Source organism: Alteromonas infernus (genome assembly GCF_902705815.1).
On record NZ_CACSIG010000017.1, the window covers coordinates 116655 to 143138 of the forward strand.

General features: G+C 45.7%; 21 protein-coding genes and 1 pseudogene. 13 read left to right on the plus strand and 9 right to left on the minus strand.

Features of this window, described 5'->3' with window-relative positions; translation table 11 throughout:
* The first annotated feature begins 227 nt into the window (after nt 1-227).
* Together ACX5J7_RS04340 and ACX5J7_RS04345 are read left to right on the plus strand one after the other, a co-directional pair.
* On the plus strand, nt 228-1037 hold the full coding sequence (locus ACX5J7_RS04340) for an SDR family NAD(P)-dependent oxidoreductase (RefSeq protein ID WP_498706229.1): 810 nt from the start codon (nt 228-230) through the stop codon (nt 1035-1037).
* A gap of 24 nt (nt 1038-1061) precedes the next feature.
* Complete coding sequence (locus ACX5J7_RS04345) at nt 1062-1937, plus strand: amidohydrolase family protein (RefSeq protein ID WP_015066212.1); 876 nt, start codon at nt 1062-1064, stop codon at nt 1935-1937.
* A gap of 16 nt (nt 1938-1953) precedes the next feature.
* Here ACX5J7_RS04345 and ACX5J7_RS04350 read toward each other — a convergent pair whose 3' ends face one another.
* The 3 genes from ACX5J7_RS04350 to ACX5J7_RS04360 form a co-directional block, all read right to left on the minus strand.
* The gene (locus ACX5J7_RS04350; protein ID WP_498706231.1) at nt 1954-3138 is read right to left on the minus strand and encodes a mandelate racemase/muconate lactonizing enzyme family protein; all 1185 of its coding nucleotides are present in this window, start codon (nt 3136-3138) and stop codon (nt 1954-1956) included.
* A 78-nt stretch (nt 3139-3216) separates the two neighbouring features.
* Nucleotides 3217-3984 (minus strand): class II aldolase/adducin family protein, encoded by a 768-nt coding sequence (locus tag ACX5J7_RS04355; RefSeq protein ID WP_498706232.1) that lies wholly within the window; start codon nt 3982-3984, stop codon nt 3217-3219.
* Between the two features lie 65 nt (nt 3985-4049).
* Nucleotides 4050-4484, minus strand: a complete 435-nt coding sequence (locus ACX5J7_RS04360) for an NUDIX hydrolase (protein ID WP_232362903.1) — start codon at nt 4482-4484, stop codon at nt 4050-4052.
* Between the two features lie 362 nt (nt 4485-4846).
* On the opposite strand from ACX5J7_RS04360, the gene ACX5J7_RS04365 reads away from it, so the two are divergent.
* The 5 genes and pseudogenes from ACX5J7_RS04365 (at nt 4847) to ACX5J7_RS04385 (ending at nt 12896) form a co-directional block, all read left to right on the plus strand.
* Nucleotides 4847-5896, plus strand: coding sequence for an efflux RND transporter periplasmic adaptor subunit (locus tag ACX5J7_RS04365; RefSeq protein ID WP_020742880.1), 1050 nt, complete (start codon nt 4847-4849; stop codon nt 5894-5896).
* Nucleotides 5897-5907: 11 nt separating this feature from the next.
* Nucleotides 5908-9016: pseudogene (locus ACX5J7_RS04370) on the plus strand (efflux RND transporter permease subunit).
* A gap of 498 nt (nt 9017-9514) precedes the next feature.
* Nucleotides 9515-9919 carry a substrate-binding domain-containing protein gene (locus tag ACX5J7_RS04375; protein ID WP_015066216.1) on the plus strand — a complete coding sequence of 135 codons (405 nt, stop codon included), beginning with the start codon at nt 9515-9517 and terminating at the stop codon, nt 9917-9919.
* Between the two features lie 33 nt (nt 9920-9952).
* Complete coding sequence (locus tag ACX5J7_RS04380) at nt 9953-11134, plus strand: topoisomerase IV subunit B (protein ID WP_020742882.1); 1182 nt, start codon at nt 9953-9955, stop codon at nt 11132-11134.
* A 142-nt stretch (nt 11135-11276) separates the two neighbouring features.
* Complete coding sequence (locus ACX5J7_RS04385; RefSeq protein WP_020742883.1) at nt 11277-12896, plus strand: methyl-accepting chemotaxis protein; 1620 nt, start codon at nt 11277-11279, stop codon at nt 12894-12896.
* 227 nt (nt 12897-13123) lie between these two features.
* Here ACX5J7_RS04385 and rpoD read toward each other — a convergent pair whose 3' ends face one another.
* The 4 genes from rpoD to rpsU form a co-directional block, all read right to left on the minus strand.
* Nucleotides 13124-14959 (minus strand): RNA polymerase sigma factor RpoD, encoded by a 1836-nt coding sequence (gene rpoD, locus ACX5J7_RS04390; protein WP_015066219.1) that lies wholly within the window; start codon nt 14957-14959, stop codon nt 13124-13126.
* A gap of 467 nt (nt 14960-15426) precedes the next feature.
* Nucleotides 15427-17205 (minus strand): DNA primase, encoded by a 1779-nt coding sequence (gene dnaG, locus ACX5J7_RS04395; protein ID WP_015066220.1) that lies wholly within the window; start codon nt 17203-17205, stop codon nt 15427-15429.
* Nucleotides 17206-17392: 187 nt separating this feature from the next.
* Nucleotides 17393-17839: a GatB/YqeY domain-containing protein gene (locus ACX5J7_RS04400; RefSeq protein ID WP_498706235.1), complete on the minus strand. Its 447-nt coding sequence runs from the start codon at nt 17837-17839 to the stop codon at nt 17393-17395.
* A gap of 454 nt (nt 17840-18293) precedes the next feature.
* Nucleotides 18294-18509 (minus strand): 30S ribosomal protein S21, encoded by a 216-nt coding sequence (rpsU, locus tag ACX5J7_RS04405; RefSeq protein WP_012517258.1) that lies wholly within the window; start codon nt 18507-18509, stop codon nt 18294-18296.
* A gap of 500 nt (nt 18510-19009) precedes the next feature.
* Between rpsU and tsaD the strand changes: the two genes are divergently transcribed.
* Complete coding sequence (tsaD, locus tag ACX5J7_RS04410) at nt 19010-20035, plus strand: tRNA (adenosine(37)-N6)-threonylcarbamoyltransferase complex transferase subunit TsaD (protein WP_012517259.1); 1026 nt, start codon at nt 19010-19012, stop codon at nt 20033-20035.
* A gap of 61 nt (nt 20036-20096) precedes the next feature.
* Nucleotides 20097-21440 (plus strand): alkaline phosphatase family protein, encoded by a 1344-nt coding sequence (locus ACX5J7_RS04415; RefSeq protein WP_015066221.1) that lies wholly within the window; start codon nt 20097-20099, stop codon nt 21438-21440.
* On the opposite strand, the gene plsY is transcribed toward ACX5J7_RS04415, so the two are convergent.
* Nucleotides 21430-22032, minus strand: coding sequence for a glycerol-3-phosphate 1-O-acyltransferase PlsY (gene plsY, locus ACX5J7_RS04420; protein WP_012517261.1), 603 nt, complete (start codon nt 22030-22032; stop codon nt 21430-21432). The genes ACX5J7_RS04415 and plsY overlap by 11 nt on opposite strands.
* Before the next feature lie 284 nt (nt 22033-22316).
* On the opposite strand from plsY, the gene folB reads away from it, so the two are divergent.
* From folB to ACX5J7_RS04440, 4 genes are all read left to right on the plus strand, one after another.
* The gene (folB, locus tag ACX5J7_RS04425) at nt 22317-22670 is read left to right on the plus strand and encodes a dihydroneopterin aldolase (protein WP_474376731.1); all 354 of its coding nucleotides are present in this window, start codon (nt 22317-22319) and stop codon (nt 22668-22670) included.
* Complete coding sequence (folK, locus tag ACX5J7_RS04430) at nt 22670-23164, plus strand: 2-amino-4-hydroxy-6-hydroxymethyldihydropteridine diphosphokinase (protein WP_020742887.1); 495 nt, start codon at nt 22670-22672, stop codon at nt 23162-23164. The genes folB and folK overlap by 1 nt, the downstream gene beginning before the upstream one ends.
* Nucleotides 23165-23172: 8 nt before the next feature.
* Entirely contained in the window at nt 23173-23973 is an 801-nt protein-coding gene (locus ACX5J7_RS04435) for an undecaprenyl-diphosphate phosphatase (RefSeq protein ID WP_015066224.1), read from the plus strand.
* A 156-nt stretch (nt 23974-24129) separates the two neighbouring features.
* On the plus strand, nt 24130-24501 hold the full coding sequence (locus tag ACX5J7_RS04440) for a histidine triad nucleotide-binding protein (RefSeq protein WP_012517265.1): 372 nt from the start codon (nt 24130-24132) through the stop codon (nt 24499-24501).
* A gap of 74 nt (nt 24502-24575) precedes the next feature.
* Here the strand turns inward: ACX5J7_RS04440 and ACX5J7_RS04445 are convergent, their stop codons facing one another.
* The gene (locus tag ACX5J7_RS04445; RefSeq protein ID WP_474372502.1) at nt 24576-26270 is read right to left on the minus strand and encodes a dipeptidyl-peptidase 3 family protein; all 1695 of its coding nucleotides are present in this window, start codon (nt 26268-26270) and stop codon (nt 24576-24578) included.
* Between the last annotated feature and the right edge of the window lie 214 nt (nt 26271-26484).

Below are 26484 nucleotides of genomic sequence, written 5' to 3' on the forward strand. Positions count from 1 at the left end.
GTTTTAATTTTGCCTATTATAGTCACAAAAAGCGTAGTCGGAATAGCCCGTTAAAGGAAAGTTAATAATAAATTTGTATTATGTTTGTAGCAGTGAATGTAAGAGGTGTCAGGGAGAATAAAGAGGGCATACGTGCTTGCGCTAAGTTAGCTTGCATTTCTAATTGGCACTGGCATGCTTAGGCGAACTTTATTAAATGCAACAAAAAGAGCGTGGTACACAACGACATGTCATCACAAGATGTAACTTCAAGCGCGGTTGAGAGCACTGATAATGGAACGTATAAACACGCCACACGTCCTGTGTGTATTGTAACAGGCGGAAGCTTGGGGATAGGGCATGCGGTATGTAAGCTTTTTAGTGAAAATGGCTACCAGGTGATTAATCTTGATATCAGAGACTTTGAACACGCGCTACCTAACACAACGTGGAAGCCCTGCGACGTAAGCGTGGTTAGCAACGTGGAAGCGGCAATTGCCGAGGTCTTGATAACGTATAAGCGTATTGACGCACTAGTGTGCAATGCGGGAATGCACGTTTCTGCCACTATCGAAGATACTGACGAAGCCTTGCTTGATAAGGTACTCAATCTTAATGTGAAAGGCGCCTACGCCGCTATTAAGTCTTGTTTACCTACCATGAAAGACCAGCGAAACGGTGCCATTGTGGTAATGGGGTCCGATCAATCTTTTGTTGGAAAGCGTAATTCATTTGCCTATGGGTTAACAAAGTCAGCACTCGCGTCGATAGCTAAAACTACAGCACTGGATTATGCGAGCTTTAATATTCGAGCGAACGCGGTTTGCCCCGGCACAATTGAAACGCCCCCCCTTTTTCACAATGCTATCGATAACTATGTATCACGCTCTGGCGCTGATAAAAACGAGGTGGTGGCAGAAGAAGCCGCTGCGCAGCCCATCGGTCGCTTAGGTCAGCCAGAAGATGTGGCCGAGCTCACCTATTTCTTGTGTAGTGATAAAGCGTCGTTTATTACAGGAAGTTTGTACGCGGTCGATGGCGGCTACACAGCGCAATAATAACTAACAAGAGGTAAGGTAAACGTGAGCGCTGCAACACATTCTTGGATTGACCCACATGTTCATTTATTTGGTTTACAAGAAGGCGATTACCACTGGTTAAAGCCGAACAACCCGCCGTTTTGGCCAGATAAAGATGTCATCGCAAAAAGCACTTACGAGCATCATTTACGTCGCGCTTCAAAGGGCAAGCTTACAGGGTTTGTTCACATTGAAGCGGGGTTTGACAACGAACGCCCTTGGCGAGAAATCGATTTTCTAATGCGCCATTGCTCACTGCCTTTTCGTTCTATTGCGAGTATAGATTTAACCTCTATGCGCGCTGGCAGCCTCATTGATACGTTGAAAAACTACGGTTCGGTTTGCGGCCTTCGCCATATATTAGACGAAAACGCCCACGCGCTTTTGACCTCACCAAAGGTAAAGTGGGGGTTAGGGTATATGGCTGCCCAAGGGTTAAGCTTTGAAGCTCAGTTTAACTTGGCCGGTAGGGGCGCTGTAAAAGCGCTACTTGCCATACTTGAAACCTACCCTAGGTTACGGGTAGCCATTAACCATAGCGCAGTGGCGCCTGTTGAACTCAATAGCTTGGCATTTAAGCATTGGCAGCAGAATATTCACCACTTAAGTGAAACCAAGCAGGTAATATTTAAGTTCTCTGGGCTAGAAATGCAAAACCGCAACTGGCAGTGGCGGCGTGCCCAACCTCTTTTTAATTCGCTAGTTAATACGGTAGGCGTGGCGCAGTTAATGTTTGCAAGCAACTATCCACTTTGTCAGTGGCGCATGCCCTATGAAGCACTGTGGCAAGGCTTTCTTAATATGACAGCGCCGCTTTGTGAACATCAAAAGGCGGCGCTATTTTCATTAAACGCTAAGCAATGGTACGGCCTCGCTTAGCTATTAAAGGTAACACTTATTTCAGTGCGGTTACCGTCATGTAAGGCGAGCGATAAACTACCTCGTCATTAAGGTCGATACCAATTCCCGGTGTGTCAGGCGCCTCTATAAAACCGTTTACTGGCTGAGGGTCTTGAATACATAACTCTCGGTTCCAGTCTTTAATCGCGTAAGTGTGGTGTTCGTGAATTAAGAAGTTTGGAATTGCCGTTTCTAAATGAAGGCTTGCGGCCGTAGCTACCGGCCCGCCACACACGTGAGCCTGGACACGGACATCATAAATATCCGCATAGTCACACACTTTTTTCGCTTCGGTGAAACCGCCGCATAAACCAATATCCGGCTGAAGCACATCAATAGACTGGTCTTCAAGGTAAGGGCGTACATCCCAGCGATGATACAAGCGCTCACCGCCAGCGATAGGCACGTTCACGTTTTTCGCCACTTTGTCGTGAAGCTTCGAGTTAAGGTAGTTCACGGGCTCTTCGTAATATAGGCAGCCAATTTCTTCAACAATGTCACCCAGCTGAATAGCGGTGGATGCGCCTAACAAGCTGTGGCATTCAAAAATAATGTCGCCATCTTCGCCCATGGTGTCTCTTATAGCCTGAAGCCTTGCTTTAAATAGTCTCAGCTCAGGTTTTGTAAATAGCTTGGTTCTATCGAAATGGGTATTGCCGTCTTTGTCATAAACGATAGGGTCTACTTTAACAGCGTCATAGCCGTCTTTAAGAGCTTTTTCCGTCGCGCGAGCGTAGTCAGCAGGGTCGTTAAGCTTAGTGACTTCTTTATCCCAATCGAACTGAAGCTGGCTGGCGTAACTACGCAGTTTTCCGTTTGTTTTACCACCTAGTAATTCATACACAGGGAGCCCTAGCGCTTTACCTTTAATATCCCAAAGTGCCGTGTCGATAGCACTCATCGCCGCGTAAATCACCGGGCCGCCTCCAAGCCCCCAAAAGCCTTCGCGAAGCATTCTCGACCACAATAGCTCGGTATGGAACGGATTAAAGCCAATGAGCATCGCCTCGGCAATCTCTTTAATCATATGGGCGGCTGCACTGTGCCCCCAATCGTAAGCAAGACCTGCTTCGCCTACGCCAGTTATACCTTCATCGGTGTAAACCCGTACGAAAACAGGGTTCCACTGTGGGCGTTTAGGGCATTCAATATCAAATATTTCTACTTTGGTGACTTTCATAGTATTAAAACAATTCCGGTTGAAAATTAGTTGGCGCGGCGTGGCGCAGCTATGGGTGTTCCGACAAGCGAGCGGCGTTTATTCGCAAAAGCTCGGATCTAACTTGTAGGCTTTGCGCAACATGGCAGGCCACGCTTTTTGTCCGCCGGTTTCGCCGCTGTGAACCACATTAGCCTGCGCGTAAATGCCATCAATGATGGTTTGCGGTATTTCTATGACCTCTTCGTTAGACTGCATCAAGGCTAGCTGAATTTCACAGGCTCGCTGTAAATCGTAAAAGCGCATAAATGCATCACCAACACTTGGGCCTAATGTTAATCCGCCATGATTGGGCAGAAGCATGTGATTCGTATCGCCTAAGTCATCCTGCAGGCGCTTTTTCTCGCTATCGTCAACCGCCAGCCCCTCGTAACTGTGATAAGACAGCGAAGGCAAAGAGAACATAGAGTATTGACTCCAGGGCTTTAACCCTCCTTTCACAGATGCCACTGAGATAGTCGCTAACGTGTGTAAGTGAATTACACATTGAGCGTCGTGGCGCACTTCATGGATGGCGCTGTGAATAGTGAAGCCCGCTGGGTTAATGCCGTAAGGCGTGTCATCCAGAATATTGCCTGCTAAATCGACTTTAACTAAATTAGACGCAGTAACTTCGTCAAAGGTTAGGCCAAATGCATTCACCAAGTAATGGTCGGTACCTGGCACTTTAGCTGAGATATGGGTGTAAATAAGGTCGCCCCAACGCATATCTGCCACTAGGTGGTAGCAGGCGGCGAGGTCTACACGAGTTTGCCACTCTTTATCTGATACTTTGCCTTTAAGGCTTAAGGTTGGCAGTGAAAACAAGACATCTCTCCTATTTTTTGTGTGGAGACAATTTACCAATACCCATCGCAATGAACAATGCTTTGTCAGGGCTGGTTTATAACGAATTGGGTATAGCCATCGCGCAAGGGAATAAGATCATCCGCAAAGCGCATGGCGTTTTGGTCAATAACAAAGGGGTCTATTTTTGCTAACCCCGTAATTTCTACTTGCGCCCAACGAGGTGCTTCAAACTTGTCTGGTAAGCTCTCTAGGCCGGCATCTAATTGGCACCCAAATAAAACTAACCCATTTTTGGTTGTTAACAGGTATTGGGATACTTCAACGTTAAAGCCCGTTTCTTCCCATGTTTCTCTGTGTGCGGTACAGGCGAGGGATTCCCCTTCACCACGCCCACCACCGGGAAAATCAAATTTCCCTGATAACCGATGTTCAACCAGCAATACTTTTGAGTTGGCTTTAATTAGACATGCGGCAGCGATAGGAGAAGCCTGTGCTTGCTGGTCTATATTCTGTTGCACCTGCACTAGAGAATTTGAAACACGACATATGGGCGGATCAGGCGATGGATGAGTGCATGCGAAAAGCGTTAAAACAGCGAATATAGCTGATAAGCGAAATAAGATAGGCATCGAATTGGGTAAAATACTCTAAGGCTGTTAATGAAAGTTGTATAAGTAATGCAACATTAGAGACAGACTCTACGCAAAAACAAAATTAAAATAAAACAATAATGACGCAGTACACCAATGTAAGGTTAGGCTGTGCTTACTATGTCTAATAAGCCGCCGCGTTAATAAGCCATTATAGTGTGCTCGTACACCCATTGATCCCGTACCGAACACGGATATTCAGTGGGTACTTTTTACCTATAGGAAAGGTTATGTCTTCACGATTTTCTTTATCGCCCTTGTTAATTGGTGTGGTTTTGCTTGCTGGTATAGTGGTGTACTTGAATATGCCCGAAGAGCAGAGTGCGAATAAAGGTGGTCCTAGGGCTACGCCAGTCAATACCGCGATGGTTTCCTCTCAGGCATTTCCTATTACCATCGAATCGCTAGGCACAGCAATTGCCAATGAGTCGGTCAATATCACTGCTCAAGTTACCGATACAGTAAAGGCACTTCATTTTGAAGATGGCGATGAAGTGAAAAAAGGAGCGCTGCTGGTTCAGCTTAACAATACCGAGGAGCGCGCTCGAGTCGAAGAGTTAAAAGCAAACATTGAAGAGGCTAAACGTCAGTTCACCCGTATAGCGGACTTGCGCCAGTCTAACGCCACTTCCGAACAATTACTCGATGAGCAACAGGCCCGCGTGAAAGCGCTTGAAGCACAACTAGATATCGCGCAGGCTCAGCTTAATGATTTGCAAATTCGCGCGCCGTTTAGTGGGCTGTTAGGTAACCGCGAGATCAGTGTTGGCTCACTGGTGCAGCCAGGCAATACCATCACTTCTTTAGATGATATTAGCGTAATAAAGGTCGACTTTAGTGTGTCTGAAAACCACTTGGCTAGTGTGGCAAAAGGGCAGACGATCACCGCTTCGTCGGTAGCCTACCCCGGTGAAAGCTTTTCGGGAAAGATCACGAATATCGATACACGACTTGACCCTATTAGCCGCTCTATTCGAGTTAGGGCGACGCTAGATAACCAAGATAAGCGCTTGCGCCCTGGCATGTTGTTAACCGTAGTAGTAGAAAAGCGGGTGTTAAATACCTTGGTACTGCCAGAAAAAGCACTGGTACCCGTTCAAGACAAGCAATTCGTTTATGTAGTAAAGGACGATGTAGCGCACCAAACCGAAGTCGAAATAGGGGAGCGCCGTCCCGGCCTGGTACAAATAGTAAGTGGCTTAAGCGCAGGGGACGAAGTGATAACCGAAGGTACGCTTCGCGTTCGCGACCAGTCGCCGGTTAATGTATTAAACCGCTAGGGAGCTTACGCATGTTATTGTCAGATGTATCTGTAAAGCGCCCGGTTTTCGCAACCGTTATAAACTTGCTGCTCATTATCTTTGGTGTTGTCGCTTTTTCCATGTTGAGTCTGCGAGAATACCCAGACATAGACCCTCCTATCGTTTCTGTAAGTACAACCTATACAGGGGCGTCGGCCAATATTGTTGAAACCCGTATTACGCAGCTGTTGGAAGACAGAATTTCGGGCATTGAAGGCATTAAAAATGTCACGTCTACGTCTCGAAATGGCCGCTCAGACATTACCATTGAGTTCAAGCTTTCAAGAGACATAGACGCGGCAGCCAATGATGTACGCGAACGCGTTAGCCGGGCATTGAACAACTTACCGGATCAGGCCGATCCACCTGAAGTATCAAAAGCTAACTCTGATGAAAGTGCGGTGGTGTGGTACAACCTTCGCAGCACCAACTTAAATACAATGGAGCTAACCGATTACGCCGAGCGCGTGTTAGTGGACAGGTTATCAATTGTAGACGGCGTTGCTCGCGTGCAAATTGGTGGTGGTAGACGCTATGCCATGAAGGTATTTCTAGACCGTAACGCAATGGCGGCGCGCGGTATTACGGTAAGTGATGTTGAACAAGTTATTCGTGCAGAAAACGTAGAGTTGCCGGCAGGAGAGGTGGAAAGTACTGACAGAAACTTTGAAGTGCGGGTGGCAAGAACTTTTCTTTCTCCTGATGATTTTTCAGCCCTTACCGTGGCGGTAGGCGATAACGGTTACTTGGTTCGCCTTGGTGAAATTGCCCACGTTGAGTTAACCGCTGAAGATGATGAAACCGAGTTTCGCGGCGATGGTGTGAATATGATAGGGCTGGGTATTATTAAGCAGTCTAAAGCTAATACCCTTGATGTAGCGCGAGCGGCAAAAGCGCAAATAGCCAAAATAGAAGCCACGCTTCCCGATAATATTTTTATTGTGCCAAGCTACGATTCGTCTGTGTTCATCGAAGCATCCATTGACGAAGTGTACGAAACCTTAGGTATTGCCATGTTAATGGTGGTTATCGTTATCTATCTATTCTTAGGTAATATTCGCGCTACGTTAATTCCCGCCGTAACGGTACCCGTTTCCATCATTGCGGCGTTTATCGTGATGTATGCGCTGGGGTTCTCTATCAACCTACTTACTCTACTTGCTATGGTGCTCGCGATTGGACTGGTGGTTGATGATGCTATCGTAGTACTAGAGAACATTTACCGACGCATCGAAATGGGCGAGCCGCCTATTTTGGCAGCGTATCGCGGCGCTAAAGAAGTGGGTTTTGCGGTTATTGCTACCACTCTTGTACTGATTTCAGTGTTCGTACCTTTAGTATTTTTAGAAGGTAACATAGGCAGGCTATTTACCGAATTTGCCCTAGCCATTGCGGCGGCTGTGGCATTTTCAAGCTTTACTGCCCTTACACTCTCGCCCATGATGGCATCGAAGATCCTTAAAAAGCGCACTCGCTCTTCAGGCTTTGGAAGCTGGATGGATAAGCGCTTCTCGCAGTTGGAAAATGGCTATTTCACTGCGCTGGGTAAAACCTTACACCAGCCTATTTTAATGCTGCTTTTGTTGGTGATTGCGGTTGTTGCGCTGGTGCAGCTATCTGAGAAAGTGCCCAGTGAATTTGTGCCTAAAGAAGACAGGGGCAATTTCTTTATCTTGATGAATGCACAGGAAGGGGCAAGCTTTGAAAGTAACGCCAAAAACCTGGAGAAGATTGAAAGCATATTAATGCCTTACCGAGAAAACGGAAAGATAAACCGCCTGTTAGTTCGCACCCCTGGTTTCGGGGGCAATGCGGGTATTGCCATAGTTGGCTCCGCAGATTGGGACGAACGCGACTTTAGTACGTTTTCTCTCATGGATGAAATTAGCGCTAAACTAAATTCTGTGCCTGATGTACGCGCCTTCGCAATCATGCGAAGTGGGATTTCAGGGGGAGGTTTAGGCCGTCCAGTACAGTTCGTATTACAGGGCGATACCTATGAAAACCTGGTTGAATGGCGAGATATAGTGCTTGAGAAGGCAGCGCAAAACCCTGGCTTGGTTCGCATAGATTCTGATTATAAAGAAACCTCTCCTCAACTGCTGGTGAATATTAACCGCGATAGGGCTGCAGATCTTGGCGTGTCTATTAGCGATATTGGCGGCACATTAGAAGTGATGTTAGGGCAGCGCCGCGTGTCTACTTTCCTTGATAGGGGAGAGGAGTACGATGTAATTTTAGAAGGCATAGAAGAAGATTTCAGAAGCCCTAATAGTATAGAAAACTTGTATGTACGCTCAGCAAGAACCGGTGAATTAATTCCGATGGATAACTTGCTAACGTTTGAAGAGCAGGCCACATCCTCAAGGCTTAATCGCTACAATAGAATGCGGGCAGTCACTATTTCAGCAAACTTGGCAGAGGGATACACATTAGGTGAGGCACTAGCCTATCTTGAAAACATTGTCGCTACCGAATTGCCAGATAATGTGTCGATTGACTACAAAGGCGAATCTCAGCTTTACCAAGAGGCAGGGAATTCATTTATTTATGTATTCATGCTGGCGCTTGCCGTTACCTATCTCATATTAGCTGCTCAGTTCGAGAGTTGGGTACATCCGTTAGTGATCATGCTAACGGTACCGCTAGCCTTAGTGGGGGCTTATATTGGGCTGTTTTTCAGCGGCATGACGATTAATATCTACAGTCAAATTGGGCTTGTAATGCTAATTGGCTTGGCGGCTAAAAACGGCATACTCATTGTTGAGTTTGCAAATCAGCTGCGGGACGCCGGCATGGAATTCGAACATGCACTAAAACGGGCTGCCGCCCAGCGTTTGCGACCTATTGTCATGACCGGTTTTACCACTGTTTTTAGCGCTTTGCCTCTGGTGCTTGCCTCAGGCCCCGGCGCTGAAAGTCGTATGGTAATTGGTATGGTCAGTTTTTTCAGGTGTCTTAGTGTCGGCCTTTATGACGTTGTTTGTTGTTCCTACGGCCTACAGCTGGCTGGCGCGCAACACAGGATCGCCGCTTAAGCGAACCAATGAAATAGAACGATTAGAAAAAACGATCCCGTATAAAAAAGGGGAAGATTAAGTTTTTTGCAGGGCGTAAGCCCTGCGTATTTCCCCGTTATTGGGCAACATTTCAACTTATCACGGTAAGCTAGGGTATGTTTTAATATACCTAAATATGGTTGGTTATTACATTGTAATCAACTTGTTAAGCTATCAAGTAGCTGAATTTTCTTAGATATTTATGTTTATTACTTTTCCATCACTGTTTCTTATGAAACGTTATAAGTTTTACGAGTATGCATTAGACAATGGTATAGTTGTTTAACTTCTCACTTCCTCTACACTTCGCGTCAATTCCACTACCCTATATAAGCTATTAATTTATATAAGATAAATATTTCAAGCTCAAATTGGCGAATATTGAAGTTGTGATTAATACTTACACCGTTGCAATTGTTAGTACACAAGCACCTGTTTGGCCTATGTCGTTCAAATACTCAAACGTCGCTTCACGCGGCCTTAAAAAGAAAGTAGAAAACGATGAGCAGATACTTCAACAGATTCTAGAGGACAAATGATGAAAAAATGGATACTTGCAGCTGGCCTATGCTGTAACGTAGCGTTCGCTGATGTAGCAGTGATCGTGCATCCCAGTAATGGCGATACCCTAGACAAAGATAGCATTAGCCGAATTTTCTTAAATAAAGCAAAAGCTTTCCCTAGCGGTACAAACGCTGAGCCAGTGGCTTTGGCAGAAGGCCAAGCTGCAACTGACGAATTTAACGGCAAAGTATTGAACAAAACAGCAGCTCAGCTTACTGCGTTTTGGTCAAAACTAGTATTTACGGGTAAGGGGCAACCGCCTAAGGCATTAGCGAGCGACGCTGAAGTGGTTTCTGCAGTAGCAGCTAATCCTGGCGCTATTGGCTACGTTGACGCTGGCTCAGTGAACGACAGCGTGCGCGTTGTCGCCACCTTTTAACTCCCGTTTATATAAAGAATTTAAGGAACACGCATGAAAACCAAACTTGCAATCTTATCAATGGCTGGCTTGTTAGCTACCCCGGCAATGGCTGAAATTCAAATTAACGGCTTTGCTAACCTTATTGCTGGAATGACGCTAGACGACGATGAATCAGTATACGGCTATGACAGTGACTTCAATTTCGACCCTGCCAGCGTTTTTGGCTTGCAAGTTCGCGGCGATGTTAGCGATAAGTTATCTGCTACAGCGCAGTTAGTCGGTCGTGGTAGTGAAGACTATGACGCTGATTTCGAGTGGGCTTACATGACTTATATGTTGAACAATAACGTTAATATTAGTGCTGGTCGCCTGCGTATGCCGCTTTTCAAATACTCAGCATCGCTAGATATTGGTTATTCTTACCACTGGTTAACACCACCAGATTCAATCTATGGTATAGATTTCAACAACATTGACGGTGTTCGCGTTGATTACATGAATTACTCTGGTGACTGGGAGTACGGTGCGCAGCTTACTATGGGCCGAGTTGAAACCGATACCACTATTTCAGGCACACCTGCTGCACTAGAACTTAAAAACGTAGTGGCGGTTTCATTTGAAGCTACACGCGACTGGTTTAGTGCGCGTACTTTGCTAGCACGCGGTAAAACAAGTGCTGCGAATGCGGAATTCGATGGGTTTGTAGACGGTATATCGGCATTTGGCGCCGCTATTCCTAACGCATCTGAAGTTGCTGAAGGTTTTAGTGTGAATGACGATACAGGTACCTTCTTTGAAGTAGCGGTTGATATTGATAAGTATGACTGGTTCGTAGGCGCTGAATTTACGCAAACAGAAGTGGACGGCTCTATCATTGCTGATAATAAAGCATGGTATGTAACAGCCGGTATGCGTTTCGGTAAGTTCACACCTCACATTACGTACGAAGTAGAAGAAGCGGACAATGGGACCCAGCTAGGCCTAGTTGCATCATTACCACCACAGATTGCAACGGGTGACGCGGTAACCGATGCGACTTGGTCTGCAATCTATCAGGGTGCTGCAGGTATTGCTGCTCAGCAAGAGCTTGATGTTTCTGCCGTTACTGTAGGCCTGCGCTACGACGTTGAACCCGGTTTCGCGCTTAAAACAGACGTAACTTGGTACTCAGACGATTTGAATGACCTAAACGATGCTACTTTGCTAAAAGTTGGCGTTAATTACACGTTCTAAGTGTCTACTATGGCCTCGCGTGATAGTGCGAGGCCAAATTTTATTAAAGATTTTCGCTATTAAGTAGATAAATTAGAATAAGATAGTTATTCCTATTAAAACAGGTAGCTATTGCGTGAATATAATAACAGTGGGACAGCGAATGAACTTTTTAAAAAAAATGTCTATTGCGAGTAAGATATTTCTCATACCGGGGATCGCAGCGATAAGCTTTGTTATCTACTTACTTATTACTGTATACACCGCGTTAAATAACGGCGCAACCTTAGAGAAAGTTCAACAAGTCCAGTTCCCAGCGTTACAACAATCGGCATCTACCCTTGTCGATATGCAGAAGGTGCGCGATACCTTATCTAGTGCGGTTACAACCGGTGACCAAGATACGCTCATCATGGCGCAGAACCTGGCGAAAGAAGTGAAAGCTGGGCTCAACCAAATAGAGTCTATTAGTCCAGAGTTTCGCACCGAAATAGCTAAAATTTCGGCAGGGTTTGATGATTACTTTAAAGTGGCGTTTGACGTGTCTCAATCGATGGTTGATGGTACCGCTGACTTCAGTCGCTTAGGTGAACTTTCATCGCAAATGAATAGCTCTTATGACGATGCTATTGCCGCCATGTCTACATTCAGAGATGCGCAGCAGGCCGCGTTTGAAGAAGCCTTTGAAAATACCGACAGAGCAAACACTTCCCTCATTAGTACAGGCGTTATTTTAGCTATCGTTGTTACCATACTTTTGTTTGCTACCGCCGTGCCTATTGTGCGTGGAATTAAGCAGAGTATCGACGACGTGGTGCGCTCACTTAAAGATATTGCCCAAGAGAATGGCGATTTAACCGTACGCATTGAAACGAAAAGCGAAGACGAAATTGGCGAACTGGTGTATTGGTTTAACCAGTTCATGGACAAGCTTCAAGGGGTTGTCCGCGATGTGGTAGAAGCAAGCTTACCGCTTTCTAATTTGGCACAAAATTTACGCGGGGTAACGGAAGAAACCCAACGTACCATTAATGTTCAACAGCAATCTGCGACTAATGCGAAAAGTGCTGTGGATACAATGAGTGGCTCAGTAGACGGTGTAGCACACAGTGCTGCCCAGGCAGCAAGTGATGCCAACGAAGCAACCAGCGCCGCCAGTGAAGGCCGTCAAATTGTTCAGCAGACGGTAACGAGCATCCAGCAGCTTGCAGAGAACGTGCGTGAGACGGCAGACGTGATAGCGCGTTTAGAGTCTGATTCAAACAAAGTAGGCTCGGTACTTGATGTCATTAAAGGCATTGCTGAACAAACTAACTTACTGGCACTGAATGCGGCGATAGAAGCAGCGCGAGCAGGCGAACAGGGCCGTGGCTTTGCGGTAGTGGCAGATGAAGTAAGAACACTGGCATCGCGTACACAGCAATCTACAGAAGAAATTCAAAGTACTATCGAGCAGCTTCAAAGCGCAGCGCACTCTGCGGTTGAAGTGATGGCACGTGGAACCGAGCAGGCATCTAGCAGTGTAGAAACTGCTAACAAAGCCGGAAGCAGTCTTGAAACCATTACCAGTACTATCGGTCGCATTAATCAAATGAACGAGCAGATAGCGCACAACACAGAAGACCAGCGTACGGTAGCGGTAGACATAGTTCGCCATGTCGATGAGATTCACCAGCGCACAGAACAGACCTCTAGTCGCTCTGTTGAGTTAGGCACAATGTGTAATGAGCTTGCCGATTTGGCACAACATTTAGAGTCTATTGCTAAGCAGTTCAGAGTATAAGGCTAAAGGCCCCTAGAAGTGATTAGTTGGGCGTTAGCTGCGCTTTAGCGTGATATTAGCTTAGACTGTTACATGCGTAACAAGCCTCCGCAAGGGGGCTTTTTTGTGGGCAGAGTTTGGTGGTTTTAGTAAATATACGACAGTGACTATCGACAGGCATAAACAGAAAGCGCATAAAAAAATCCCCAGCAAGCTGGGGATTTTTACAAATAAAGTTAAGCCTTAACCTATTCGTCTAAGAAACTGCGTAGCTGCTCAGAACGGCTAGGGTGGCGAAGCTTGCGAAGTGCTTTAGCTTCAATCTGACGAATACGCTCACGGGTAACGTCAAACTGTTTGCCTACTTCCTCAAGCGTGTGGTCGGTATTCATATCGATACCGAAACGCATACGCAGTACTTTTGCTTCACGGGCTGTTAGACCTGCCAAAACTTCTTGTGTTGCGCCTTTTAAGCTACCGCCAGTTGCTGAATCGAGGGGCTGAATAATAGTGCTATCCTCGATAAAGTCGCCAAGATGTGAATCTTCATCATCACCGATAGGGGTTTCCATCGAAATTGGCTCTTTAGCAATCTTAAGTACCTTACGAATTTTGTCTTCAGGCATCAGCATGCGCTCGGACAACTCTTCAGGTGTAGGCTCACGACCCATTTCCTGAAGCATCTGACGAGAGATACGGTTTAGCTTGTTAATCGTCTCAATCATGTGCACAGGAATACGAATTGTGCGCGCCTGGTCTGCAATCGAGCGAGTAATAGCCTGACGAATCCACCATGTTGCATAAGTCGAGAACTTATAACCACGACGATATTCAAACTTGTCCACCGCCTTCATTAGGCCAATGTTACCCTCTTGAATAAGGTCAAGGAACTGCAGACCGCGGTTGGTGTACTTCTTCGCAATTGAGATTACAAGACGAAGGTTGGCTTCAACCATTTCTTTTTTCGCGCGACGGGCTTTCGCTTCACCAATCGACATACGACGGTTAATGTCTTTAATATCTGCGATAACCAAGCCAGTTTCTTGCTCTACTTGGTTCATCTTACTAATGCAGCGTTCAATCTCTTCTTGGTTAACTGCAAGATCAGCGGCATAAGGCGCACCTGATTTAACAGCTTCATGCAACCATGCAGTAGAGGTTTCATTGCCCGCAAATGCTTTGATAAAGTCTTTCTTAGGCATTTTTGCATTAACAACGCAGAACTTCATAACAAGACGTTCTTGGATACGCACCTTGTCCATCATCGCACGCATGTTCTTAACCATGCGGTCGAACTGCTTAGGAACTAAGCGGAACTCTTTGAAAACGTCGCTTAAAGCGTTGATTTGGGTACGGGAATCGGCGTGAGAGCGGCCTTTCTTCTCGATAACTTCACGAGTTTTGATGTACTGCTCACGAAGCTCTGAGAAGCGCTCGCGCGCTAGCTCTGGGTCTACGCCGCTATCGTCTTCTTCTTCGTCTTCATCTTCATCATCGTCGCCATCTTCGTCATCTAATTCTTCTTCAGATAACTCAGAGCCCACGTGGGTTGCTGTTGGTGCGAGATCTTGATCATCGTTAGGATCAACAAAGCCCGAGATAATATCGCTTAGGCGAATTTCTTCGGCTTCGTAAAGGTCCCACTGATCTAACAGGTAAGTGATCGCTTCTGGGTATTCAGCAACCGAACACTGTACTTGGTTTATACCGTCTTCAATTCGCTTAGCGATTTCAATTTCGCCTTCACGAGTAAGAAGTTCAACAGTACCCATTTCACGCATATACATGCGAACTGGGTCAGTTGTACGGCCAATTTCACTTTCTACGGTAGCCAGTGCTTGCGCCGCCGCTTCCGCGGCATCTTCGTCAGCATTCGCTTCTTGCATGAGAAGTTCATCTGCATCAGGAGCTGATTCAGAAACTTGAATTCCCATGTCGTTAATCATGCGGATTATGTCTTCGATTTGATCAGAATCGACAATATCTTGCGGCAGGTGGTCGTTAACTTCTGCAAAGGTTAAGTAACCTTGCTCTTTACCTTTTGCAATCAGGAGTTTAATCTGAGACTGCTTGCTTTGCGCCATATACCCTACACTTCTCACATTCAATTAGTTTGCAATAGAAAAGACAACATACACCTAGGTATGTTCCCTGATCTGCTGTAGTACTGCATTTGTATCAAGGCCGTTAATGCTCGATGCCACGTTGGTGTAAACCAATACTTTTACGATGCACATCTGCTCGGGTTCGGTTCTGCCCGTTATATTCGGCTATATCTTTGCTACTCGTGTTGCTGCATTTTTGTTCACTCTAAAGGGTGAAGCATGTTTAAACATGTCTGCAGCGAATTAGCCAGTATAGCAGATTAACCGGTGGTTTTACCAGATTGACGGCCGATTTTTTAGCCAGTAATTTCATGTTCGCTCTACACAAAACCGCGGGTAACCTTTACTAGGTAAAAAGTTGGGTGATAGGGCGAACAGAAAAATACACAGCACATCAGGTTAACCCAGCGGTCATAAAATTCGCATAAGAATTTTTGCTAACTAGGCTAACTCTTCTGTCTTTCCCTCATAAGCAGGTTCAATTCCTGTTTTTCCGCTTGAGTAAGCGGCTGAACCCGCGAGCGTGAAATTAAGGTTTCAATACGGCTATCGAAATGCCCGTCCAGTAAGCGAGCGAAGCTGTCGTTGTATACGCGCTCAGCATCCTCGTCTTTAACTAAGTGCTCTTGTAACAATAATTTCGCGATAGTAGAAGAATGGGGATGGTCGCGGAAATTTTCAACAAGCTGCGCAGTTTTAGCCTTAGGGTTAGCTAAACAATAGCGGTGTACGTCGCGTAGTAAATCCATGCCAGCGGCTTTGCTGCCGGCAAAAATATCAATTTGAACGTCTTCACACATTGATGCCAGTTCAGGCTTATCAAGTAACAAGCGAATTAGCATACGCAGTGGAGAAAGCTTGGGTTTGTTAACTTGATTACGACTAGGTGAATAGGCTTGCTTCGACCCCTGGTTGGCTTTTGTTATGTCCTGCTGAAGCTTAAAACGGTCAAACTCGCCGGTGTGCTTTGCAAGTTCTTCTAAGAGCATTTGCTTTTGATCTTCACCCAAGGTGCTTTCGATAAGCGGCATGGCCGCTTTTTTTAAGGCAATTTTACCTTCAGGGGTCCCAACGTTATGGGTCTTTAATAAGTTTTCGAAGAAAAAGCGAGACAGCGGCATAGCACTATCAAGCATTTCCATAAACGCTTCTTTACCCACTTGGCGGACCATAGTATCGGGGTCTTCGCCATCGGGTAAGAATAAAAACGAAATACGCACGCCGTCTTTTAATGCCGGTAAGGCGTTCTCTAATGCCCGCCATGCAGCCTCTCGACCGGCCCTGTCACCGTCGTAGCAACACACGATATGCGAAGTAGCACGAACCAACATTTGAATGTGTTCAGGCGTCGTCGCCGTGCCTAGCGCGGCCGTGGCAATGTTAATGTCAAACTGACTTAGCGCCACTACGTCCATGTAGCCTTCTACAATTACAACCGTATCTAAGGTACGGTTGTTCTGGCGAGCTGAGTAAAATCCAAATAGCTCGCTACCTTTGTGGAATATGCGGGTTTCTGGCGAGTTTAAATACTTTGGTCCACCGTCATCTAATACACGGCCACCAAACCCTACAACCCGCCCCCGTTTGTCCCTGATGGGAAACATAATGCGGTCGCGGAAGAAGTCGTAGGTGCGCCCCTGGTCGTTTTTATTGACTAGCTTTAAATCGACCAGCTGCTTGATGCGCTGTGGGTCTTTGCCAAAAGTGTTTAACAACGCATCCCAGCTATCAGGGGCGTAGCCAATTTCCCACTGCTTGACGATGTCGCCACTAAGCCCACGGTTTTTTAGATATTCGATGGCTTTTTTGCTGTTGCCGTTTTGGCGCAGCTGATGTTGGAAAAAGCGCGCTACTTGCTCCATAACAGCATAGTCGTCTTGCTGTTGCTGCTTTTTCTCTTCGCTCATGGCAGGGCGACTGCCTTTTTCACGAGGGACTTCTAGCCCGTGATAGCGCGCCAACTCTTCGATGGCCTCGACAAATTCAAGGCGGTCGAATTCCATAATAAACGAAATCGCATTGCCGTGAGCGCCACACCCAAAACAGTGGAAGAACTGTTTGTCTTGGCTAACGGTAAACGACGGGCTTTTCTCGTTGTGAAATGGACAGCACGCCTGGTAGTTTTTGCCAGCTTTTTTTAGTTTTACTCGGCTATCAACGACTTCTACCACATCGGTACGAGAGAGTAAGTCATCTATAAAATCGCGAGGTATTTTTCCAGCCATGGGGTATTTAAAAGGACCAGTAAAGATAAGCAGCGGCGCCTACGAATACGAGCTGCCACAACAAAATTAAAAGAGTAAAGTACTGTAACAGGGAAGTACAACAATGAGAATAACGAAGGTATGGCATTCACACCCTCGTTCGTCTTTAATCTTACAGAGTAAGACTCCTCATAAGGATGTATTACGCCTAGGCGTTTAAGCGCGCTTTAATTTTCGCGCTCAGTGCGCCCATGTCAGTGCGACCCTGAACCTTCGGCTTCAACGCGCCCATTACTTTACCCATATCCTGCATACCCGATGCGCCAGTCGCAGCCATAGTTTCGTCGATAAGGGCGTTTAGTTCATCGTCAGTCAAAGGCTGTGGCAAGAAATCTTCAATATAAGTGATTTCTTCACGCTCTTTGCTGGCTAAGTCATCGCGATTGGCGGCGTCGTATTGCGCGGCAGCGTCTTGACGTTGCTTAACCATTTTGGTTAACACCGCTAAGATTGCGCTATCGTCTAGCGTAATTTGTTCATCGATTTCTTTTTGCTTAATGGCAGCCATAGCCATACGAATAGTACCAAGACGTACTTTTTCTTTTGCACGCATCGCATCTTTCTGCGCTGCTTTTAAATCATCAATTAGTGACATGATGCTTCCTGATTTTTATTAGTAGAGTGAGTTTATACCAATCCGCATAGATCATTGCCCACTCAGAAGGCGCTGGCAAGTTTCCTAGCGAAGCGTGGGAATGCAGGAATGGTTGTTCCCTTTCAATTTCCCAGAATGAAGCTAGGAAGCTTGCCAGACCTTCCCGAAGGGCGAGTATAAAATGTCCGTACTCTTTGTTGTGTCACCTTGATGTAGAACCACTATACCTGCGGTAACACGCCGCGATTCCAAACATTTTAACTCTCGCTGAGAGGGTAATCATCTATGCGGACTGGTATTATTAAGCCCCAGGTTGAAAATCAAATGCAACCATTTGAAGGGAAACAAACGGGATATTTTAGGATAGATAAAATAGCATCCAAAAAATAAAGGCCCAGAAACGCGAAAGGTGCTGCAATTGCAACACCTTTCAGACTCGTTACTTAACCCTATATTAGTAGAGTTTTACGCGACGTGCGTTTTCACGAGCTAGCTTCTTAAGATGACGCTTCTTAGCGGCAGCTTTCTTGCGCTTGCGTTCCCAAGTTGGCTTTTCGAAGAATTCACGACGACGAACTTCAGAAAGAACACCTGCTTTTTCACAAGAACGCTTAAAACGACGCAGCGCCACATCAAACGGCTCGTTTTCTCTAACTTTAACGATAGGCATTAAACACTCACCTCAAAACTTTTACTGTGTAAATCCGGGTAAAATTGTGCGCTAAAAAGGCCACCCGGGTTAAAAATGGTGCGAAATTCTAATCATATCTACAGAGAAAGTAAAGGATGAATTGCCAAAAAATAGACAATATTGTGCAATTACCATTCATTTACCCGTTCGCCGGCATTCCATGAATGCAGGATTAAAGGTAAACTCTGCGCTCGTTAAGCACTGTGTTGTTTAACTCGGCTCACATAAGCGCCCTTATCAGAACGTGTTCACCTTGTTTTTTCTTTGATTAATACATCATTGATCAAAAATAAAACGTGGACAGATCTTATTAAGGGTAGTGTTAAGATCGCGGCCGGATCATAAAGATCATCGCGCCGGATCGCCAGAATTATTTATTTAGTTTTTGATCGTACGTTTTATCGAAGTGGCTAACTCTACTTTATCGCTGAGCGTAGTAAAAAACAGGCACCGTAGTTTGTAGTAAAAGGGTACTCCCCATGCGTATTTTAGGAATAGAAACATCTTGTGACGAAACCGGCATCGCTGTCTATGACGATGAAAAAGGTTTGTTGTCCCACGAATTATATAGCCAAGTGAAGCTACACGCCGATTATGGTGGTGTAGTGCCAGAACTTGCGTCGCGGGATCACGTAAGAAAAATTATTCCTTTGATAGAAAAAGCCATGGAAGATGCCAACACGCAACCATCAGACATCGACGGCGTTGCTTTTACGCAAGGCCCAGGTCTGGTAGGCGCATTATTGGTCGGTTCATCAGTGGGTCGTTCATTGGCCTATGCGTGGAACGTACCTGCGGTAGGTGTTCACCATATGGAAGGGCATTTATTAGCGCCTATGCTCGAAGACGACGCACCGGCATTTCCTTTTATTGCGCTTTTAGTATCTGGCGGCCACTCGATGCTGGTTAAAGTAGAAGGTATTGGTCAATACGAAGTGCTTGGGGAATCTATAGATGATGCGGCGGGCGAAGCCTTTGACAAAACCGCTAAACTCCTTGGCTTAGATTACCCCGGCGGGCCGCTTTTGGCGAAGCTGGCTGAAAAAGGCGAAGCAGGGCATTACAAGTTCCCTCGCCCTATGACAGACAGACCTGGTCTTGATTTTAGCTTCAGTGGCTTAAAGACCTTTGCGGCTAATACTATCCGCGACGCTGATTTAACAGGCGATAATGCAGAGCAAATTAAAGCCAACATTGCTTATGCGTTTCAAGAGGCAGTGGTTGATACACTGATAATAAAGTGCAAGCGGGCGTTAAAACAAACGGGAATGAAGCGCCTTGTTATAGCAGGCGGCGTAAGTGCGAACACCATGCTACGCAGTGAGATGAAAGCGCTAATGCAAGCGCTAAAAGGTGAAGTGTTTTATCCTAGCTTGGCGTATTGTACTGACAATGGAGCCATGATTGCTTATGCCGGCATGCAGCGATTAAAAGCAGGGGAAACCTTAGCGCTTTCCTCTCAAGCAAAGCCGCGCTGGCCTCTTGACACCTTATCGGCAATTTAATGGGCTTGTGGTATCGCTGCGGCTATACCCAATGAAATAGGTAACAAGGAACAATAAACGGATGGGCTCAAATACATTGGCAACGCAGAAAAACACGTTATTCGCATTTACGATGCTAATTTTTTCATTTTGCTTTATGTCGTCTGATGCCGTCGCCGCTGAGCAAGCCAGCTCAGCCCAATCAAACCCCGTGGGTTTGAAGCAATTGCCGATAGAGACAGTGCATGAAAGTGAGCAGGCAAAACGCCATGATGAACAATATGTGGTACTCATCTCCCTTGATGGTTTCCGCCATGACTATATTGAACTGCACAATGCTAAGTACTTAGGCGCGATTGCTAAAGAAGGGGTAAGAGCCGCTTCAATGATACCGGTTTACCCTTCCAACACGTTTCCTAATCACATTTCGCTGGTAACCGGGTTATTGCCTAAACACCACGGCATTGTAAACAACCGCTTTTATGATAAATCGCGCCCCGCCGAAGACGGTTATGCCAAATACAAATTAGGTTACGGGCGCATGGATAGTACCTGGATAACCGCAACACCTTTTTGGAATTTAGTGGAATATCACGGCATGAAAGCGGCCACGTTTTTCTGGCCAGAATCCGATGCACGTATTTCGGGCGCGCAGCCCAGCTATTTTTTCCACTATTCAAAATATGCGGATTATCAGCAGCGCATCGACCAAATTATACATTGGCTTAAACTTCCTGAGGGAGCTCGCCCTCGCTTTATCGCAGGCTATTTTTCTTTAACCGACACAGTGGGTCACGACGAAGGGCCCTTCTCAGAAAAAACGCACCATGCAGTGCAAAACGTCGATGCTCTTATCGGTCAGTTACACCAACGTATAAAAGCACTTAATTTGCCGGTAAATCTCGTGGTGGTCTCCGATCACGGCATGACACCGGTGGATGAAGCGCAACTAATCGAAGTGGAATCGTTATCTATTCCTGATAGCTTCATTATTGAAAATGAAGGCGCTCAAGTTCACCTGTACGCAAAAGAGAGCGTATCGAGAGAAGACATTACAGAAGAGTTCGACCGCCTTACCGCCATTGCGCAAAACCGCTACCTTGTTTTAAACGAACAGCAGCGCGCTTTGCGTCATATGGAAGCGGGAAATAGAACAGGGGATATCATTTTAGAAATTGCGCCGCCGGCGCGATTTAAAAACGCGGGTAGCATGCATACAAGCAAGGGCGGTCATGGGTATGAGAATACGCTGCCTGATATGGGCGCAACCTTCGTCGCTACGGGTCCCGCCTTTAAAATAAATAAGACATTACCGGCGTTTAGCAATTTAGAGGTTTACCCTGCACTGGCAAAAATATTGGGTATTACGCCACTAACTCCTATTGACGGTGAGCTAGACGTCTTGGCACAAGGTCTTACTCTTTAACTTTACCCTTGTCCCACACTTTACTTTCATTACCTGCCATTAGACGGGTAATGTTGTCTTTGTGACGCAGAATAATAAGCAGCGAAAGCATGGCTACCGGAATGGTATACAAAGGCTTAATCAAAAAAGTAAATAGGGGCGCGAGCGACACGGCAATAAGCGCCCCTAAAGAAGAATAACCGGTGAGAAAGACGACCACCACCCAGCTGAGAACGAGTAAGCCTGCTAGGTCGAGGCCAATAGGAAGCATAGCGCCAAACGCGGTTGCGACGGCCTTTCCGCCTTTAAAACCGAAATACAGTGGGAAAATGTGACCTAAACACGCCGCGATGGCAATGACACCCAATACAATGGGGTTTAGCCCTAAAAAATAGCTGCCGTAGACTGGGATTGTCCCTTTTAAAATATCCATAATCAGTACTAACAGCGCAGGAATGCGACCGCCTAAGCGGTAAACATTGGTGGCACCGGGATTTTTGGAACCTGCGGTTCTCGGGTCGGGTAAACCGAATAGGCGGCTTATCACTACTGCGCTGGAAAGCGAGCCAAAGAGATAGGCAACAGTAATCATCAACAGAGTTAGCGGAGTCATTTTATCATTCTAGTTATAAAAGGTTTTGTTTAAAGACCGTTGCTTTTTATCGAGACTGAAATTCATACACTACAGGTTAACAGGCTTTGCGCTTATTAAAATTATAAAACCTTGGTTGCCCCCAGTTGTCATACAGCGGTATAGTTGTGCCACACAAGCGTAAAGCTACTCCATCCAAATGCGATATACCACTGTTTACCTACAATAATGTGGGTAAAAGCGCAGTAGTAAGACCAGTATCACAGTGTTTAACTGGTTGATAACAGTACAAGATGAAAAAATCCATGGGTAAAATTTATATAACAGGGCTTGAAGTCGACACCCTGATTGGTGTTTATGATTGGGAGCGAGTACGCACAACGCAACTGCTGCTTGATGTAACACTTGACGTTGACTTGTGCGCCGCAATGCAAAGCGATGACGTAGCAGATACCGTAGATTACGCGAAAGTGGCAGAGTGTATTGTAGATGTAGGTAAACAAAGTACGTTTGAACTACTCGAAGCGTTTGGAAGCAAAGTGATGGACGCCGTATGCGAACGCTTTGCGGTATCGGCCATAACGCTTAAAATAGTAAAACCAAATATCCTTCCTAATGCGAAAACCGTGGCAGTTGAAATGAGTAAAGAGCGCGTTTGATGTCCTCACATACCGTTTTAATAAGTATTGGCTCAAACATTGAGCGCGAGCGTTACACTAAACAATCTTTAGTGGCACTAAAGCAGCACTTTTCCGATGTAACCGTGTCTTCTGTATACGAGAGCGAAGCGGTAGGATTTAACGGCAGCCCTTTTTACAATGCGGTAGCGAGGGCTACGACGTCTAAAAATATTGAACAGGTGTGCGCCACACTCAAAGGCATTGAAAAAGACAATGGTAGGGTACACACAGACAAAAAGTTCTGTGCAAGAACCCTTGATTTAGATCTGCTTACTTATGATAGTAGAGTAACAACAACACCTGTGGTTCTGCCTCGCGAAGAAATTTGCTACAACGCCTTTGTGCTCTGGCCGTTAGCTGAGCTTGTGCCAAATGACGTTCACCCTGAAACGCAAGAAACCTACGCCCAAATGTGGCAAAAATTTGATAAACAGAAACAGCAATTATGGCCAATTGACTTTACTTGGAGTTAAGCAAAGGAATGACACTTTTTGAAATCATTATTTTAGCAATTATTCAGGGCGTAACTGAATTTCTTCCTATTAGCAGTTCTGGGCACCTGCTTTTGCCTGCCGAATTGCTGGGGTGGGTAAGCCAAGGGCTAGCCTTTGACGTTGCCGTGCACGTGGGGAGCCTATTGGCCGTGATGATTTACTTCCGTCAAGAGATAGGGCAAATGACGGTTGCGTGGGTCACGCAAGGCTTCAGTAAACAGCAGTCCACCGACAGCAAGCTGGCGTGGTATGTGATCGTTGGTACGATTCCGGCTGTTATTATCGGCTTTCTTATGAAAGGCTGGATAGAAGAAAACGCTCGAACTGCCCTTGTTATTGCGGGTACGACGATTATCTTCGGGTTATTACTTTGGTATGCCGACGCGACCGCAAAACGAGAGCAAGAGCTTGAAGGCTTAACCCTAAAGCAAGCTATATATATTGGCTTAGCACAAGTATTGGCTTTAATACCGGGCACGTCTCGTTCAGGTATCACTATGACCGCGGGTCTTATGTTAGGGCTAAAACGTGAAGCGTGCGCGCGATTTTCATTTTTGCTTTCTATTCCGGTTATTCTAGGTGCCGGGCTTTTAGCAACCCTCGACCTGCTAAGTGCCAACGAAGCGGTGGATTGGTCTGCGCTTCTTTATGGTGCCGCCTTTTCATTTGTTAGCGCTTATTTGTGTATTTATTTATTCCTAAGCTGGATTGCACGCATTGGTATGCTGCCTTTTGTTATTTACCGTTTAGCGTTAGGTGCTGTGCTTTTGTGGTTTGTCTTTGCTTAAGCGTGAGCGAATAAAAGATAAAACAGCGAAAGCGTAGTAAAGAATTGGATATGAATTCGCACAGGGCATAGTGCCTAGCTTCAAAGCTATAACTGAACACTTGTACTTAAGCCCTAAAGTTTGCGAGAAACAACATTTTGATAAGGGAAGTAAGATATGGCAGAAACTATTTTCGATAAAATTATCAATAAAGAAATCCCAGCAGAGATTCTCTATGAAGACGATTTATCGCTGGCGTTTAAAGACATTAATCCTCAAGCTCCTTATCACTTTCTGGTAATTCCGAAAAAGCAGATTGCTACAGTCAATGATATTGCTGAAGAAGACAGGGAAGTGGTGGGGCACCTTTCTTTTGTAGCGGCTAAAATCGCCAAAGAAGAAGGGTTTGCCGATCAGGGTTACCGCACTGTCATGAACTGTAATGAATATGGCGGGCAAACGGTTTATCACATTCATCTTCACGTGCTAGCGGGTAAGCCTTTGGGGTGGCCTCCGTACACGGAAAATATGAAACAACACGTTGAATAGCAAGGTTTCACCCTGTCATATAAAAAGGCCGCTTTAGAAAGCGGCCTTTTTGGTATTTAAGTAAGCTAACGAAGTTACTCGCTAAGCCCTAGTACTTTTTTACCTTGGTTGAAGTGAATATCAACCGGAATACTCGCCGCCTCTAAGCGCGCTAAATCTGATGAAAGGTCAGGTTTAATCACACCCATTGTCTCAACCAATTCAGCCACGCCATCGTAATCGCCATCACCTTGTAAGGTAAGAATAAGTTCCGATAGCGCTTCTACCGCAGCGCCCATTTTCTCCATATTAACCCGGTATAGCCCGTCTTCGGTCTTTTCAAATGCGCCCTGTTGAGCAAAGAAGTTAAAGCGAATCATGTTGGCTTTGCCATGTGCAGAACTTGCACCAAAACGCACTGAACGGAAAATGCCTGCCATAAAGGTTACGTAGTAATCCTCTAATGCGCCTTCGGTAATCTCACCTTTTTCGAGAAGGCTTTGTACCATATACAGGCCAAGAATATCTGCTTTACCTTCTTCAAGGGCTGATGCATGCTCTTTTAGTGCGCCGCGCACGGTACCTGAACCGTCCAGGGTGTTTTTAATCCCTAAACCGTGGGCCACTTCGTGAAACATGGTGTTCGCGAAAAAAGCGTCGAATGTAATGTGCTTGCGCTGCTCAGGTACAATGAGCGTATCTGCGATAGGAACGAGAATGGTATCAAATTTTGCACGCATAGCGTTTTTGAGCTGCAGACGTCGGGTCCCTTTTTCTAGCTGAACCCGTTCGTCGTTAGGCAGGTTTATGGCAATGGTTTTACTGCCTGCATTAGAATGGCCCGCATAGTAAATGACGTCGTATGCGTTAAGGTCCGCGTCCGAGCCCGGCATTTCGGCTTTGTAGGCTTCAGCGACGGGCAGGCCTTGCTGTAGTTCAGGCAAGAAAGCCGCATACTTTGCGAGCTTTTCACTCCACGCTAGATCTTTAATAAGTACGTAAGCTTCAAACGCAGCGCGATAGCCAAAAAGTTGGTCTTCATAGCTTTCAATGGGGCCGATAACAAGCTCAATCGGGTTGGTTTTCATATCCATCCATGCCATGTCAGAGGCAAGGTAGTCATTGGATAAAAGTGCTTCGGCGCGAAGCTGCAGGTATTGCTTGAAGCTCTCATCTTCCGCCAGCTCTGATGCTTTTTTAAGTAAATCAGAGGCTTTCATTAACTCGCTTTTAAATGCTTCTGAATAAGGCACTGAATAAAGGTTACCTGCTTCATCACGTTTTACCATAGAGTAAAGGCCTTGTTTGTCTTCAAAGCTTGCCGTAGCGAATTCGGCTTTATCTATGTCATGGGGGTAAAATTCAGCACCGGGCGCTTTGTCATCATAGCCACTAATAAAAGGGGTATCTCCGTTTAAGCGATCCCACGGCCCGTAGTTAATGGCAGCAAAGTGGCGGACGTCTTCATCGTCTATTGATGAAAGAAATGCATCTTTATCTTCAAAAAACGCTTGTTTCCAGAATAAGTCATCCATGATTTTTGATACATCGATTAACAGCGAAAGCATTTTGTGCTGATTGTCGCTAAGGTGTGACAAATCGCTAGTAAGGTCTACACCGTGATAAATAGACAAGCGAGATTCGTCAACTAACAAGGTTTGCTCTGTTGTCGTCTCGGGGTTTGCCGTTGTTGTTTGTGTTGTGTCGGCGCTTTTACCGCACGCTGTAAGCATAAATAACCCCGCTATTGCGGCAGCAATAGGAGTGTAATGTGAAAGTGTGTTTTTCATAATGAAGGTTACCGTGTTATCTGTCGAAAAATAGCTAGTTCACTATAGCTATGCTTTTGATTTTATACAAAAGTATGAAAATTATTTGTGTAATTTGAATAGTGCTTTGCTACTGGTTGTCTATACTTCGTCTATGCGCTCGTCGCTCCACAATAGTAAATATTTCTCTCTGACGCTTTAGTTTTTTTTAGTTGGTCGAAAGTGAAAAGCTACT